Source organism: Streptomyces sp. NPDC033180 (genome assembly GCF_055577645.1).
On sequence record NZ_JBVIPU010000003.1, the window covers coordinates 1 to 14,573 of the forward strand.

A 14,573-nucleotide genomic window follows, 5' to 3' on the forward strand; every position below is an offset into this window, starting at 1 on the left:
GGCTTTCCTCCGGGCGCTTCCCTTCGGTGTTTCTTCTTGTTCTTCGTTCTTGCGTTTCCGACTCTATCAGACTCTTTCGTGTCCGATTTCCTCGGTGCCTTTCCGGTTCCCGCTCCGGCCTTTCGGCTTTCGCGTTTCCCTTTCCGGCGGTTCCGACTCTACCAGATCCTTTCGGGCCTGATTCCCAGTCAGCGGGGCTTGTCTTCCCGGCTGTTGGGCCGTTCCGACGTCCCAAACTCTAGCGGTTCTTCCCGGTTACTCATAATCGAGTCCTGGAATTGAATTCGGGCATGCCGAAATCGTTCCCGGTGGGATGTCGTGCAGAGTTTGTTTTGCCGCGTCTCAGCGGCGGGAGGTGCTGTCGCAGAACCGTTACGGCTCCGTGGCAACCCGAAGAACCTTACGGATCCAGTGGGTGACTGTCAAACGCCCGAGGTGGAGCGCTCAGCCCCGGCCCAAGAGGCCCTTCAGTCCAGGTCGGTGAGGCGTCCGCCCGCGTCCGGCTGGGCGTGCTCCACCCTGCGTAGGAGACGAGTCAGTACTTCCCCGAGGGCGCCGCGCTCCTCCTGGGACAGGTCCTGGAGGAGGTCCTCCTCGAAGACCGTGGCCAGGCGCATCGCCTCAAGCCACTTCTCGCGGCCCTCCGCGGTGAGCTCGACGATGACGCGGACGCGGTTGGTCTCGTCGCGGTCCCGGGTCACCAGGCCCTCCGCCACCATGCGGTCGATGCGGTGGGTCATGGCGGCCGGCGTGAGGCCGAGGCCCTTCGCGAGTTCGCCGGGGCCCATTTGGTACGGGGCGCCCGAGAGGACGAGGGCCTTGAGGACCTCCCACTCGGCGTTGCTGATGCCGAGGGTCGCGGTCTGTCGGCCGTAGGCGACGCTCATGCGCCTGTTGAGGCGGCCGAGGGCCGAGACGATCTCCTCGACCTGCGGGTCGAGGTCCTGGAACTCCCGCTGGTAGGCGGCGATCTGCTCTTCGAGAGTCGGCTCACTGGGGCCGGGAGTGTCACCCATGGCCGCAGTATGGCACGCCCTCACTTGGCATCGAAGTTCTTCTGTGTGTATTGTTTAGGCTCTAACTTTAGCTTCGAAGTCTTCACATCTAACTCCTAAGGCAGGTGAAAGTGACCAGGGCGATGGGCGCAGCGATGCGTCGTATTCAGGTCGGCAGCGCGCTCAGCGCGTTCGGCGTCGGGTTCACGGTTCCGTTCCTCTACGTCTACGTGGCGCAGGTGCGGGATCTGGGGGCCAGTACGGCGGGCATCGTGCTCGCCGCCTTTGCCATGGCCGCGCTGATCGTCCTGCCTGTCACCGGGCGGATCATCGACCGCCGCGGCCCGCTCCCCGTACTCATGGGAGCCGCGCTGACCGCATCGGTGGGTGCCCTTGCCCTGGGCTTCGCGAACAGTGAGCCGGCCGCGATCGTTTCGGCCGCCCTTCTTGGTGCCGGTACCGCGGTGATGCAGCCGGCGCTCGCCACGATGATCGTCTGGTGCTCGACGCCCACCACGCGCACGCGTGCCTTCGCGATGCAGTTCTTCCTGCAGAACCTGGGCCTCGGCATCGGTGGTCTCATCGGCGGCCAGATCGTCGACGAGCACGACCCGGGCAGCTTCATCACGCTCTTCTCCATCGAAGCCGTGATGTTCCTGGTGCTCGCCGCGATCGTCGTCACCGTGCGGCTTCCGCACGCGCCGTCCATCCAGGACGCCGTGCCCAAGGACGGGTCCGCTCCGCAGAGCGGTCTGCGGGCGCTCCTTCGGCACAAGGCGATGGTTCAGCTGTGCGTGCTGGGCTTCGTGCTCTTCTTCGCCTGCTACGGGCAGTTCGAGTCGGGTCTCTCCGCGTACGGCGTGGAGGCTGCCGGGATCTCGCCCTCCACGCTCGGTATCGCGCTCGCCGCCAACACGGCAGTGATCGTCATCGCGCAGTTCGCCGTCCTGAAGTTCGTCGAGCGGCGCAAGCGGTCCCGGGTGATCGCGGCCGTCGGTCTGATCTGGGCCGTCGCGTGGATCGCGGCCGGGTACGCGGGGATGGGCCACGGCAGCCAGGCCATGGCGACCGCCGCGTTCATCTCCACGTACGCGCTCTTCGGGCTAGGTGAGGCGATGCTGTCGCCGACCGTCGCCCCGCTGGTCGCCGATCTTGCGCCGGCCGGGATGGTCGGTCAGTACAACTCGGCCTTCGCCCTGGTGAAGCAGCTCGCCCTCGCGGTCGGCCCCGCGGTCGGCGGTCCCATGGGGGCCGCGCTGCACGGGCCGTACATCGTGACGTTCCTGCTGTTCTCGCTCGGCATCACGGTGCTCGCCGTCCGTCTGGGGCGGCAGCTCACTCCGCTGCAGAACCAGCCGTACGTGGCCAAGAGCCGCGTCGTCGCTCAGGGTGCCCCGGAGTCCGCGGAGCCCGTTCCCGCCAACTCCTAGGCGTTACCCGCGCGGCAGTGCGAACTCGCACCAGACCGCCTTGCCGCCGCCCGGTGTGCGTCGCGAGCCCCAGTTCGAGGCGATCGTGGCGACGATGGCGATGCCGCGTCCCGCCTCGTCCGCGGGCTCGGCGCGGCGGCGCCTCGGCAGGTGGTCGTCCCCGTCGGTGACCTCGATGATCAGTCGGCGGTCCGTGCGGCGCAGGCGCAGGCGCATCGGCGGGGTGCCGTGCTGGAGGGAGTTGGCGACCAGTTCGCTGGCCGCGAGGACTCCCAGGTCGTGCAGTTCGGGCGGGAAGCGCCAGCTGGCGAGGACGCCGGTCGCGAAGGCACGCGCGCGTGGCGCCGCTTCCACGCCACCGAGCAGCTCCAGGGCGGCGTTCCTGAACAGCTCCGCGTCCAGGCCCTTGCGTGCGGGGTGCTGGAGGACGAGGACCGCCACGTCGTCGTCGTGGTCGGCCGTCACTCCCAGAGCGCGGATCAGGCGGTCGCACACCACCTGGGGTGTGCCGGTGGCGCCCGCGAGGGCGCGTTCCAGGGAGGCGACGCCTTCGTCGATGTCCTCGCTGCGGCGCTCGACCAGGCCATCCGTGTAGAGGACGGCGGTCGAGCCGGGGCCGAGCGGGACCGAGCCCGATGTGTGCAGCCAGCCGCCGGTGCCAAGGGGCGGGCCGGTGGGCTCCTCCGCGCGGTGGATCGTGCCGCCCTCGTCGCGGACGAGGATCGGCAGGTGCCCGGCGGAGGCGTACACGAGGCTGCCTTCGTTCGGGTCGTGCACCGCGTAGACCATGGTGGCGATCTGACTCGCGTCGATCTCCGCGGCGAGGCCGTCCAGGAGCTGCAGGACCTCGTGCGGGGGCAGGTCGAGGCGGGCGTAGGCACGCACGGCCGTGCGGAGCTGGCCCATGACGGCCGCCGCGCGGACTCCGCGGCCCATGACGTCGCCGATGACCAGGGCGGTGCGGCCACCGCCGAGGGTGATCACGTCGTACCAGTCGCCGCCGACCGCGGCCTCCGTGCCGCCCGGTTGGTACGTGGCGGCGATGCGCAGGTCGTCCGGCTGCTCCAACTCCTGGGGGAGGAGCGAGCGCTGCAGGGTGACCGCCGTCTCGCGCTGGGAGCGCTCGCTGGCCCGCAGCCGCTCGGCGGCCTCCGCGTGGTCGGTGACGTCGGCGGCGAAGACGAGGACCCCGTCGTCCTTGAGCCCCGCGGCGGAGCCGCTCACGGTGAGCGTCACGGGGGTGCACGTGAAGGTGTACGACCGGCCGCTCGCCGCCTTGCGGGACTTGACCGTGCGCGGCTTCGAGCTGCGCAGGACCTGGTCCAGAAGCGGCAGCAGACCGAGCTCGTCCAGCTCGGGCAGCGCGTCGCGGGCGGGCTCCCCCACGGGACGGTCGCCAAAGGCGGTGGCGTACGCGCCGTTGACGTACGCGATGCGGTGGTCGGGGCCGTGCACCAGGGCGACGAGGGCCGGAATGCGGTCCAGCACTTCGCGGGTCGGTAGTTCGTCGACGCCTTCGGCGGCCGGGGTGAGGGTGATGTCCTCCTGGCCTCCCTCGACGCGGGCCGCAGGGACGGAGCTTTCGGCTCGCTGTGGCGGGGAGATCCCCAGGTCGGTGCGCGCCGCGGCGCGGCGCTGCGTTCCGGGGAGCCGGGCGCTCCAGCGCGTGAAGTTCACTGCGGTAGGCCTCGTGATGTCGCTTCTGGATCGGGCGGGGATTTCCGGCGGTCCTGGCCCGCCCATGGTCACACGAACAGTCTGGCCGACCGGACTGACATCCGTCAGACGCCGGTGTGGTGCGGGGAGTTCCTGCCTCCGGTCAGGAGGACTCCTTCGGGCGGCCGCCCCCGGCCGCGAGTTCGAACTCCGCACGCGGATGTTCGAGCGACCCCAGGGAGACGATCTCGCGTTTGAACAGGCCGGACAGGGTCCATTCGGCGAGCACCCGGGACTTGCGGTTGACGGTGGGCACGCGGCTGAGGTGGTAGACGCGGTGCATGAACCAGGCAGGGTAGCCCTTCAGTTTCCGTCCGTAGACATGTGCGACACCTTTGTGCAGCCCCAGGGACGCGACCGAGCCCACGTATCTGTGCGTGTACTCCTTGAGGGGCTGTTCACGCAGGGACGCGGCGATGTTGTCGCCGAGTGTCCTGGCCTGGCGCACCGCGTGCTGGGCGTTGGGGGCGCACTCCTTGCCGGGCTCGTCCGCGGTGACGTCGGGGACGGCTGCCGCGTCTCCCGCGCCCCACGCGTGCGCGGCGCCGTTCACCCTCAGCTGTGCGGTGCAGTCGAGGCGGCCGCGTTCGTTCAGCGGCAGGTCGGTCGCGGCGAGCACCGGGTGCGGTTTGACGCCCGCGGTCCACACGACCGTGCGGGTGGGGAAGCGCGAGCCGTCGCTCAGGACGGCGACCCGGTCCTCGCACGAGTCGAGCCGTGTCTCCAGGCGTACGTCGATGTTGCGGCGCCGCAGCTCACTGACCGTGTACTTGCCCATCTCCTCGCCGACCTCGGGAAGGATCCGCCCGGAGGCCTCGACGAGGATCCACTTCATGTCCTCGGCCTTGACGTTGTGGTAGTACCGCGCGGCATAGCGGGCCATGTCCTCCAGCTCGCCGAGCGCCTCGACGCCCGCGTAACCACCACCCACGAAGACGAAGGTGAGGGCCGCGTCGCGGACCGCGGGGTCGCGCGTGGACGAGGCGATGTCCATCTGTTCGATGACGTGGTTGCGCAGGCCGATGGCCTCTTCGACGGTCTTGAAGCCGACGCCGTGGTCGGCCAGGCCCGGGACGGGCAGGGTGCGCGAGATGGAGCCGGGGGCCAGGACGATTTCGTCGTACGCGATCTCGACGGCGTCCGAGCCCTCGTCCGCGGTGGCGAGCGTGGTGAAGGAGGCCGTGCGCTTGGCGTGGTCGACCGCCTTGACCTCGCCGATGACGATCCGGCATCTGTCGAGGACGCGGCGGAGCGGGACCACGACGTGGCGCGGCGAGATGGAGCCGGCCGCGGCTTCGGGCAGGAACGGCTGATAGGTCATATAGGGATCGGGCGTCACCACCACGATCTCCGCTTCGCCCCGCTTCAGCTCCGGCTTCAGCTTCCGCTGGAGGCGCAGCGCGGTGTACATGCCGACGTATCCGCCGCCCACAACGAGAATGCGCACAGGTTCCTTCACCATCCCATGACGCACCCAGCTCTTGAGTTTGTCCACAGGCTCAGCAATTTGTGTGACCGGCCGTGGTGCGCGACGCGCCGTCGGGGACTTGGCGGGGCGTGGGAAGGGTGCGCAGGTCAGCAGGGGGGAGAGAGGGAAAGCGAGGGGGTGCAATCGGGTCGGAATCGGTGCGTACTCCGATCGGGGGGCGGTCCGTGCGGAACCCGCCTCTTCTGAATTGACTCTGGCTCAACTATGTTCGTGTGTCGTCGGGGTGTCGGGGGATGCGCTCGTCGGGTCCAGTACGGGACCCGGTAATCGGGCTCGCTCCTCACACTCCGGGTGTCAATGGCGGGGAGTGTCTCCGGGGGGAGACGCCATTACCGGGGGAACGTGTATGCATATTCAGGAATCTCACTGGACTTCGACCGCGGCGTCGGCATCGGCCGTCGCCACCAGCGGGAACGGACGCGACATGGGGGACGGACCGCGTTCGACGCCGCTGCGTGTGGACGCACAGCGCAATCTCGAGCATGTCCTTCGCGCGGCCCGCGAGGTCTTCGGCGAGCTGGGGTACGGCGCTCCGATGGAGGACGTGGCCCGGCGCGCACGGGTCGGCGTCGGCACGGTCTACCGCCGCTTCCCCAGCAAGGACGTGCTGGTGCGGCGCATTGCCGAGGAGGAGACCTCCCGGCTGACCGACCAGGCGCGTTCGGCGCTCGGACAGGAGGACGAACCGTGGTCGGCGCTCTCGCGCTTCCTGCGCACGTCCGTCGCGTCGGGCGCGGGGCGGCTGCTGCCGCCGCAGGTGCTGCGGGTGGGCGTCGCCGACGAGGTCGCGGGGGTACGGGGCGACGAGGCGCGCGTGCCGCAGCAGCGGCAGGCGGCTGAGGCCGGCCCCGAACTGCGGCTCGTCGAGCAGCGCTCGGCGTCGGCCGAGGAGTCGGCGGCCGACGACCCGGGGGCGGTCGCGCTCCTGGACGTGGTCGGGCGCCTCGTCGAGCGGGCGCGTGCGGCGGGCGAGCTGCGCGCGGACGTGACCGTGTCGGACGTGCTCCTGGTGATAGCCACGGCGGCGCCCTCGCTGCCGGACGCGGCGCAGCAGGCGGCGGCGTCCTCGCGGCTGCTCGACATCCTGCTCGAGGGGCTGCGTTCGCGCCCCGCGGTCTGACACGGCGCAGCGGTACGAGGCCTGCACAAGTTCGCCACGGAGATGGCTCAACTACCGTCGGAAACACGGGGGTTGAGCCTTCCCCGAATGGGTGAACGGTAGTGCTCGAATACGGGAAATCACCCCGGAAGGGTGGTTGACCGTCATCACCGGCCGTCGTCGCAGAACCGTATGGCACTCTTTCCCGGATGGCCGGGTCCGAGTGTGCAAGCGGGGGCTTCCGCGATGAGTGGTGACGGGCGGGACGAGTCGTCCTCCGCCTTGGGCGAGGACGGCGCGGGGCTGTCTCCCCGGCAGGTGCCGAATCAGGGCGGGCCCACGCCCGGTGGCGTCTCCGGAGGCGCGGATCCGAGCGTTCCGCCGCAGCGGGAAGGCGGCAGGGGCGAAGCCGCGGCACCTCTCCTGCCGATCCCGACCGAGGCCGCGTCCCTCGTGCCCGGCGACGGTCCGCCGGCCGACAGCGACCTGATCGCCCGGATGCGGGCGGGCGACGACACCGCGTACGAGGAGCTGTACCGAAGGCACGCCGAAGCCGTCCGCCGGTACGCCCGCACGTGCTGCCGGGACGCGCACACCGCCGACGACCTCACGGCCGAGGTCTTCGCGCGGATGCTGCAGGCGGTCCGCGGCGGCAGCGGGCCCGAGTACGCGGTGCGCGCCTATCTGCTCACGACGGTACGTCGCGTCGCCGCGGGGTGGACGAAGTCGGCGAAGCGGGAGCAACTGGTCGAGGACTTCGCGGTGTTCGCGGCGCAGGCCTCGCGCAGCTCCGAGGTCTCCGACGACGACACTCTGGACCTGGGCGCGGACGTGCGCGCGATGCACGAGGCCGAGCAGTCCATGGCCATGCAGGCGTTCCGCAGCCTTCCGGAGCGCTGGCAGGCCGTGCTGTGGCACACGGAGGTCGAGGACGAGTCCCCGAGCGACGTCGCCACCCTGTTCGGGCTCGACGCCAACGGCACCCGGGTGCTCGCCAAGCGGGCGCGCGAGGGCCTGAAGGAGGCGTATCTCCAGGCCCACGTGAGCAGCACCCTCACCGAGAACGAGGAATGCGCGCGGTACGCCGACCGCCTCGGTGCCTACGCGCGCGGCAGTCTGCGCACCCGGGCCGAGCGCGGCCTGCGCAAGCACTTGGAGGAGTGCGCCAAGTGCCGCCTGGCCGCGGGCCAGATCAAGGAAGTCGCCAGCGGTATTCCCGGGGTCGTGCCGATCGCGGTCATCGGTTGGTTCGGAGCCGCCGGGTACGCGAAGGTGGCCGCTCTCGTCGGTGGTGGCGCCGCGAGTGCCGCGGGCGCCGGTGCGGCAGCGGCGAGCGGAGGCTCCTCCGGTGGCGCGGCGGGCGGTGCCGCCGCGTCCGAGGGGCTCGGTGCTCCCGCGAAGGGCGGTATCGCGGCGGCCGTGGTCGTCGCCGCTGCGGCTGTTGCCATCGCCCTCACCGCGGGCGGCGGGGACAAGCCCAAGGACCTGCCGAGCGCCGAGAAGCCGCCGCCGGCCGCCGAACCCGTCGAGCCGAGCAAGCCCCCGCCGCCCAAGCCGAAGCCGAAGCAGCCGGTCTCCGAGCCGAAGCCGAAGCCTCCGCCGAAGCCGGCACCCGAGCCGAAGCCGACCCCGACGCCCACTCCGAAGCCCGAGCCGCCGGCCCCGAAGCCGGCCCCGAAGCCGACGCCGACGCCGACTCCCACGCCGTCGGAGCCGAAGCCCGAGCCGCCTCCTCCGCCGCCGCCGCCCGCCCCGGCGGTCTACCAGTGGAGCGAGCTGCAGTACGGCATCGTCGGCGACGGCACCAAGCCCGAGATGCGGCTCGGCGAGAGCAGCTGGGTCTGGCAGCGGTCCGGCCTGTCCATCGCGGACAGGCGGTACGGCCACGGCGTGACCGTCCACGGCCAGTCCTCCGTCACCATCGACCTGAACCGCGCGTGCTCGTCGTACGACGCGGTCGTCGGGGTCGACGACATGACGATGGGCCTCGGCAAGGTGCGGTTCTCGATCTTCGGCGACGGTGCGCGGCTGTGGCGTTCCCCGCTGATCAAGGGCGGGGACGCGGCGGTGCCGGTGCAGGTGAACCTGACCGGGCGCAAGACGATCCGCCTGGTCGTCGAACCACACACGCCGTTCCACTCGGCCGCGCTCGCGGACTGGGCGCAGTCACGCTTCCGCTGTACGTAGCCGCGGTTCGGCTCTGTGCACACACGCACGCGCGGTTCAGCCCAGTTCCACGAGCGCATCGGCGGCGGTGAGTTCGGCTCCCGCCGCGAGCTCGGCCTCGTACCGCCTCGAACCGAGGGCGGCCAGCGACGCCGTCTCGACCCGCTCGACGTCGGCCAGCTCCGGCATCGGGCGCGGATTGCCGCTCCGCAGCCGAGTGCTCAGCGCGAGCAGGCGGACCGCGCGTGGGTGGTCGCCGAGCCTGCTCACCAGGGCGGCTCCACCCTCCACCAGCGCCGCGATGACCAACTCCGCACACCGGCTCTCAAGCGCCACCCGCAGGCCGTCGGCAAGCAGCGGCAGTGCTTGCGCCGGGCCCGACTCGGCGGCCACGACCTTGGCCTCCAGGCCGTGCAGCGCCGCGATGAACTGCGGTGGCGGCGTGCCACGCTCGGCGTCGGCGCGGGCCTCCTCGAACAGGGCGCGGGCCTTGGCGGCTTCGCCGTCGTCAAGCGCCATCTGCGACTGCAGCGTCCGGATGAACGCCCAGGAGTCCGACACCCCGTACCGGTCGGCCTCGACGCCCGCCTCATCGAGGGCCTTCGCCGCCAGCTCGCGGTCGCCGTCGCGGTAGGCGATCTCGGCGAGGCGGGCGATCAGGAAAGGCGTCTCGGCGTAGGCGCCCACTTCATAGGCGAGCCGCAGCGCTTCGTCGTACTCGACGCGTGCCTCCGCGTGCAGACAGCGCGCCATCGCGGCCTCGCCCGCCGCGCTGGACACCTGGGCGCGCATCCAGCGGTCGCCCGCGCGCCCGCTCAGCACACGCAGCTCCGCGAGATCCTCGTCGACACCGGACAGATTGCCCGGGGCGTCGACGGCCTGGTGGGTGCGGAACATCAGGCTGACGCCGATCTCCCAGTCACCGCCGTATCTACGGCAGTTGGCGACCACGTCGTCCAGGCCGGTCCTTGCCGTGTCGGGGCCGTCCAGGAAGTAGGCGGTGAACGGCCAGATGAGCCCGGGGAAGCGGGCCGCCGCCGGCACCGGTTGTGCGAAGGCGTCCCGCAGCCGCCTGACGCACGCGCGGTCGTCCTCACTCGTCAGAGCCTCCGTCGGCCTCGACTCCGCGATCAGGAAGAAGTGCAGCAGCCGCAGGCTCATCCAGGACCAGTGGAGGGGGTCGCCCGTGTCCTCGGGGATGCCATCGGGCCCGTCGGGCGGCATCGGCGGTGCGAGGCGCAGGATGCCGGCGACCCAGTCCGCGCCCTCTCTGCGGTAGTTCCGCATGGACCAGAACCAGCCCACACCCAGGGCGATGGCCAGGGCCTCCTCCCCCTGCCGGGACTCGGTGGCGCGCTGCAGGGCCGCGCGGATGTTGTCCAGCTCGGTCTCCAGGCGCTGGATCCACGGGAGTTGGTCGGCCGAGCGGAGCAAGGGTTCGGCCTCTTCGACCAGCGCGCGGACGTACGCGGTGTGGCGGTCGCCCGCGGCCGTGCGGAGCTCCGGCGTCTCGGCGGCTCGCTCGGACGCGTACTCGTGGATGGTCTCCAGCATGCGGTAGCGCATGTCGCCGCCGGGCGCGGGCTCGGCGATGAGCAGGGACTTGTCCACCAGGGCGCCGATGAGGTCGGCGGCAGGGCCGGTGCAGACCGCCTCCGCCGCCTCGATGTCCCAGCCGCCCGCGAAGACGGACACCTCGCGCAGCACCGTCCGCTCGGGCTCGTCGAGCAGCTCCCAGGACCAGTCGACCACGGCCCGCAGGGTCTGCTGGCGGGGCAGGACCGTGCGGCTGCCGCCGGTGAGGAGGCGGAAGCGGTCGTCGAGACGGTCGGCGATCTGCCGGGGGGAGAGCAGGCGCAGGCGGGCCGCGGCCAGCTCGATGGCGAGCGGGAGGCCGTCGAGACGGCGGCAGATCTCGGCGACGGCCTCGGCGTCCTGCGCCGGGTCGAAGTCCGGGCGCACGGCCGTGGCGCGCTCGGTGAAGAGGCGGTACGCAGGGTCGGGCGGCAGGGGCTCCACGGGGCGGACGAACTCGCCGGGCACGCCGAGGGGTTCGCGGCTGGTGGCGACGACGGTGAGGTCGGGGCAGTGCGTGAGGAGGGTCTGGGCGAGCTCGGCCGCGGCGCCGATGACATGTTCGCAGTTGTCAAGGAGCAGGAGCAGGCTGCGCGGGGCGCAGTACTCGACGAGCAGGGCGGCCGGGTCGTCCTGCGGCACTGTCATCTCACTGGTCATCAGCGCTGTCTCGCGCAGACCGAGCGCACTGACGACGGCTCCCGGGACCGCGTCGGGACGGTCGAGCGGGGCGAGCTCGGCAAGCCAGGCCTGCGGATGCCCGGCGGCGGCTTCCTCGGCGAGGCGGGTCTTGCCGGAGCCGCCCGGCCCGGTGAGGGTGACCAGGCGGGCTCGTCTCATGTCTGAACGGATGGCGGCGAGTTCGGGTTCCCGGCCGACGAAGGAAGTCAGGCGGGGTCGGAGGTTGCCTCTGCGCTCCGGACGGTTCGACCGCTCACCCGGACGGTTCGACCGCTCGCCCGGACGGTTCGACCGCTCACCCGGGCGCTCCGGCCGCTCCGATCGCACCGGCCCGTCGGTGGTGGGCCCCCCGGCCCCGGCCGGGTCGAGCAACTCCGCGTGCAGCGAGCGCAGTTCCGGGCCCGGGTCGGCGCCGAGTGCGTCGGCGAGCGTGCGGCGCGCGTTCTCGTACGCGGCGAGGGCGTCGGCGCCGCGGCCCGCGTCGCGCAGGGCACGGATCAGCAGGGCGTGCAGCGCCTCGTCGTACGGCTGGGCGGTGGTGAGCTCCCTCAGTTCCGGTACGACATCGGAGGCGTGGCCCAGGAGCAGTCGTGCCTGGAGCCGCGCGCGAGTCGCCTCGGCGCGCAGCGCTTCGGGGCGGGCGGCCGCGCTGCGGTCGGGCAGGTCGGCGAGGGCGGGGCCGCGCCACAGGGTGAGTGCCTCACCGAGGCTTCGTTCGGCTGACGCCGGGTCGTGCCGGTCGAGGGCCGCCCTGCCCTCGCGTACGAGGCGTTCGAAGCGGTGCAGGTCGATGTCCTCGGGGGCGGCGGCGAGGCGGTAGCCGCCGGGGTCCGAGGCGATGGCGGTCTTGCCGAGAGCGCGTCGGAGGCGGCCGACGAGGGCCTGGAGGGCGGCGGGGGCGTCGGTGGGGGGCTCGTCCTCGGCCCATACCTCGGCGATGAGGGATTCCACGGGGACGGTGCGGTTGGTGCGGAGCGCGAGGGCCGCGAGGAGGGCGCGGAGCCTTCGGCCCCCTACGGGCAGGGGCGCTCCTTGTTCGTCGTACGCCTCGGTGGCGCCCAGGATTCTGTACCGCACGGGGTCATTCTCCCTGGTGGGGTTGGCTGAGGCGCGAGGGTTTTCCTTCCCTGGGCGAGCCGCTCCAGGTACTCCGGTGGTTCTCGCGCTACCGCCCCGCCCCCAGGGCGCCCCTCTGCGGCACAACGCTCCCCGTAGGGACAGCCCTCTGCCGCGCGGGCGTGCCCGTCCAGCACGTCCCCCGGCGGGACAGCAGGCGGCGCAGCCACAGCTCCGTGGAGACCAGGTCCGCCAGGCCGTCGAGCGGCAGTGGTTCTCCCTCTGCAGCAGCGCGCAGCGCCTTGCGGACCACGCGGGCCTCCACCAGGCCGGCCTGTGCGAGCAGGGGCGTGTCGAAGAGGGACAGGAGGTCGTCCACCGCCACCCGTAGCCCGGTCCGGGCCGCCGCCTGGGACGAAGCGTGGGACGGAGCGCCCCAGCCGGACGGCAGTTCGGCCACCCCGGCGCCTTCGAGGACCGTACGCAGGATCGCCGCGCGCGCCCCAGGCTGGACGCGCAGGGCGACGGGGAGGGCGCGGCAGGCCCGGACCACCTGGTTGTCCAGGAAGGGCGCGTGCAGGCGCTGGAAGCGGACCTCGGCGGCCTGTTCCAGGATGCGCAGGTCGGCCGCGTGCCGGGCGAGCGCCGCGCGGGCGCGGAACTCGCCGGGGCGCTGGCCGGGCCCTGCGCCGGGACGCCCGGTCATGTCCTGGAGGCGAACCGATACTTCAGCGAGGGCCTCACCCGTCAGCCAACGCGCCGCGGGCCCGGGTCTCGCCCACGCGAGAGCGGCGAGTGACGCCCCCACCGCCCCGCCCGGCTCGTCGAAGCGGCGCTGCAGGAGACGGTCGGCGAGCGCATCGACGCCCGCGCGGTAGGACATCCGGGAGAGCTTGCGCGCGGCGCCGTACACGCGCGCGGGGACCATGACGGAGCCAGCGGAACCGTCCGCCTTCGCCAACGCCGCGACGGGGCGCACCAGATGGCGCCTCCTGCGGTCCATCAGGAGGTCGGCGAGGCGGGCCGGATGCGCGTCGAGCACCTGCCGGGCTCCGTGCCCCGTGAAGTGGTCCGCGCTGCCCGAGGAGAGCCGCGTGCGGTGGCGCTGGGCCGTGACGAGGGTGGCGCTCGGCTCGTCCGTCAGAGGGCCGTCCAAGTCCGCGTACGGGAGGGCCTCTTCGCCGGCGGCGACCACCACGTGGTGCAGGCGGGGATTGGCCGCGATGGCACCCGCCCGCTCCAGCTCGGCCTCACGGCCGTTGATCGCGAGGTCGTTGAAGGTGACGGCCAGGAGCCGCTCCCCCGCGCCCGTGCCATGGCCGAGGACCGTGCCGGGCATCCCCGGGAGGCCCGCGGCGAGCAGGGCGAGCGTGCCGGACGCGGGCCCTCCGGAGAGGTCGGCGCCGATGCCGGGCACCGGCATCCCGCGCGCCGCGCGCCGCTCGGCGGGACCCATGCCGGGCACGGGGCCCGGGTCGACCTCCGACGCTCCGGGGACGTGCCGCGGGGCGCCGAGGCGGGCGCGTACCGCCTCCACGAGGGCGTCACGGACGCCGTCCACCGCGGTGGTGGCGTCGGCGGCGGGCGCGGCGACCGCGAGGGACGCCACGTGTTCGTACCCGGCGATCTCCCTGGCGCCCGCGCGCAGGATCAGCGCGTGCCCCGGTGGCACACGGCGCACGCCCTGGTAGGGCGTCGAGTCCTGCAGCGCCTCCGGCACGTCGGGCGCCGCGAGGAGCGCCGCGAGGTGGCCGATGTCCAGGTGGGCCTCGATGAGGTCGGCCAGGGGCAGCGCGGCCGTCGCGAAGGCGGTGCCCGCGGCCCAGGGGGTGTAGAAGACGGGGCGGGCGCCCGCGAGGTCGCCGGCGACCATGACGCGCCGCCCGATCCGGACGACCGCGGTGTAGCTCCCGGACCACGCGGTCAGGTGCCGCAGGGCGCCGCCGCGGGCCGCGAAGAGGCCGACTTTGAGTTCCTCGTCGCTCGCCCCGCAGGTGCCGAGCACCGCGATGCGCGTCTGTTCGTCGGCTTTCACCGTGCGCACCTCGTCGGCACGCCAGTCACCCACCGCCCACAGCGGATCCGGGTCGCCCCACAGGAGTTGGGAGCCCACGGGATGAACGGTCTCGCCGTTCTCACCGGTGGCCCCGGCCGAGCCCACCACCGAAGGCTTCGCGGCAGTGCTGCTCCACCCCACCAACCACCGCATCGTTGCCTCCACAGGCTGTGGACAACCAGTGCATCGAAGAACTGGGGTCCCATGCTGCCACGAAGGAGGCGCGCGGGAGTGGCTACGGGGGTGCTCACGCTCCCGTTGATCTGCCCCCGGGGAGCGGTACTTGAAGGGCACGACCATGCCCTTTTCG

The 14,573-nt window shown here is 72.2% G+C and carries 8 protein-coding genes; 3 read left to right on the forward strand and 5 right to left on the reverse strand.

Translation table 11 applies throughout. From position 1 onward, the window contains the following. Window positions 1-467 precede the first annotated feature (467 nt). Window positions 468-1,016 carry a MarR family winged helix-turn-helix transcriptional regulator gene (locus tag ACZ5WE_RS10715; protein ID WP_367043520.1) on the reverse strand — a complete coding sequence of 183 codons (549 nt, stop codon included), beginning with the start codon at window positions 1,014-1,016 and terminating at the stop codon, window positions 468-470. 122 nt (window positions 1,017-1,138) lie between these two features. Between ACZ5WE_RS10715 and ACZ5WE_RS10720 the strand changes: the two genes are divergently transcribed. Continuing rightward, on the forward strand, window positions 1,139-2,425 hold the full coding sequence (locus ACZ5WE_RS10720; RefSeq protein WP_467685216.1) for an MDR family MFS transporter: 1,287 nt from the start codon (window positions 1,139-1,141) through the stop codon (window positions 2,423-2,425). A gap of 3 nt (window positions 2,426-2,428) precedes the next feature. On the opposite strand, the gene ACZ5WE_RS10725 is transcribed toward ACZ5WE_RS10720, so the two are convergent. After that, a complete protein-coding gene (locus tag ACZ5WE_RS10725) occupies window positions 2,429-4,102 on the reverse strand; it encodes an ATP-binding SpoIIE family protein phosphatase (protein ID WP_467685218.1) in 1,674 nt (557 codons plus the stop codon). Between the two features lie 142 nt (window positions 4,103-4,244). Beyond that, on the reverse strand, window positions 4,245-5,603 hold the full coding sequence (locus tag ACZ5WE_RS10730; RefSeq protein WP_467685220.1) for an NAD(P)/FAD-dependent oxidoreductase: 1,359 nt from the start codon (window positions 5,601-5,603) through the stop codon (window positions 4,245-4,247). A 373-nt stretch (window positions 5,604-5,976) separates the two neighbouring features. On the opposite strand from ACZ5WE_RS10730, the gene ACZ5WE_RS10735 reads away from it, so the two are divergent. Together ACZ5WE_RS10735 and ACZ5WE_RS10740 are read left to right on the forward strand one after the other, a co-directional pair. Further along, a complete protein-coding gene (locus ACZ5WE_RS10735; protein WP_467685222.1) occupies window positions 5,977-6,750 on the forward strand; it encodes a TetR/AcrR family transcriptional regulator in 774 nt (257 codons plus the stop codon). A 225-nt stretch (window positions 6,751-6,975) separates the two neighbouring features. Next, the gene (locus tag ACZ5WE_RS10740) at window positions 6,976-8,916 is read left to right on the forward strand and encodes a sigma-70 family RNA polymerase sigma factor (protein WP_467685224.1); all 1,941 of its coding nucleotides are present in this window, start codon (window positions 6,976-6,978) and stop codon (window positions 8,914-8,916) included. A gap of 36 nt (window positions 8,917-8,952) precedes the next feature. Here ACZ5WE_RS10740 and ACZ5WE_RS10745 read toward each other — a convergent pair whose 3' ends face one another. Both ACZ5WE_RS10745 and ACZ5WE_RS10750 read right to left on the reverse strand, forming a co-directional pair. Then, window positions 8,953-12,228, reverse strand: coding sequence for an AfsR/SARP family transcriptional regulator (locus tag ACZ5WE_RS10745; protein ID WP_467685226.1), 3,276 nt, complete (start codon window positions 12,226-12,228; stop codon window positions 8,953-8,955). 88 nt (window positions 12,229-12,316) lie between these two features. After that, complete coding sequence (locus ACZ5WE_RS10750; protein WP_467685228.1) at window positions 12,317-14,416, reverse strand: asparagine synthase-related protein; 2,100 nt, start codon at window positions 14,414-14,416, stop codon at window positions 12,317-12,319. Window positions 14,417-14,573: the final 157 nt, after the last annotated feature.

What these genes read in the sequence shown, in the direction of transcription:
- ACZ5WE_RS10715 (WP_367043520.1), bottom strand. Translation starts at nt 1,016, where the DNA reads ATGGGTGACACTCCCGGCCCCAGTGAGCCGACTCTCGAAGAGCAGATC.
- ACZ5WE_RS10720 (WP_467685216.1), top strand. Translation starts at nt 1,139, where the DNA reads ATGGGCGCAGCGATGCGTCGTATTCAGGTCGGCAGCGCGCTCAGCGCG.
- ACZ5WE_RS10730 (WP_467685220.1), bottom strand. Translation starts at nt 5,603, where the DNA reads ATGGTGAAGGAACCTGTGCGCATTCTCGTTGTGGGCGGCGGATACGTC.
- ACZ5WE_RS10735 (WP_467685222.1), top strand. Translation starts at nt 5,977, where the DNA reads ATGCATATTCAGGAATCTCACTGGACTTCGACCGCGGCGTCGGCATCG.
- ACZ5WE_RS10740 (WP_467685224.1), top strand. Translation starts at nt 6,976, where the DNA reads ATGAGTGGTGACGGGCGGGACGAGTCGTCCTCCGCCTTGGGCGAGGAC.
- ACZ5WE_RS10750 (WP_467685228.1), bottom strand. Translation starts at nt 14,416, where the DNA reads ATGCGGTGGTTGGTGGGGTGGAGCAGCACTGCCGCGAAGCCTTCGGTG.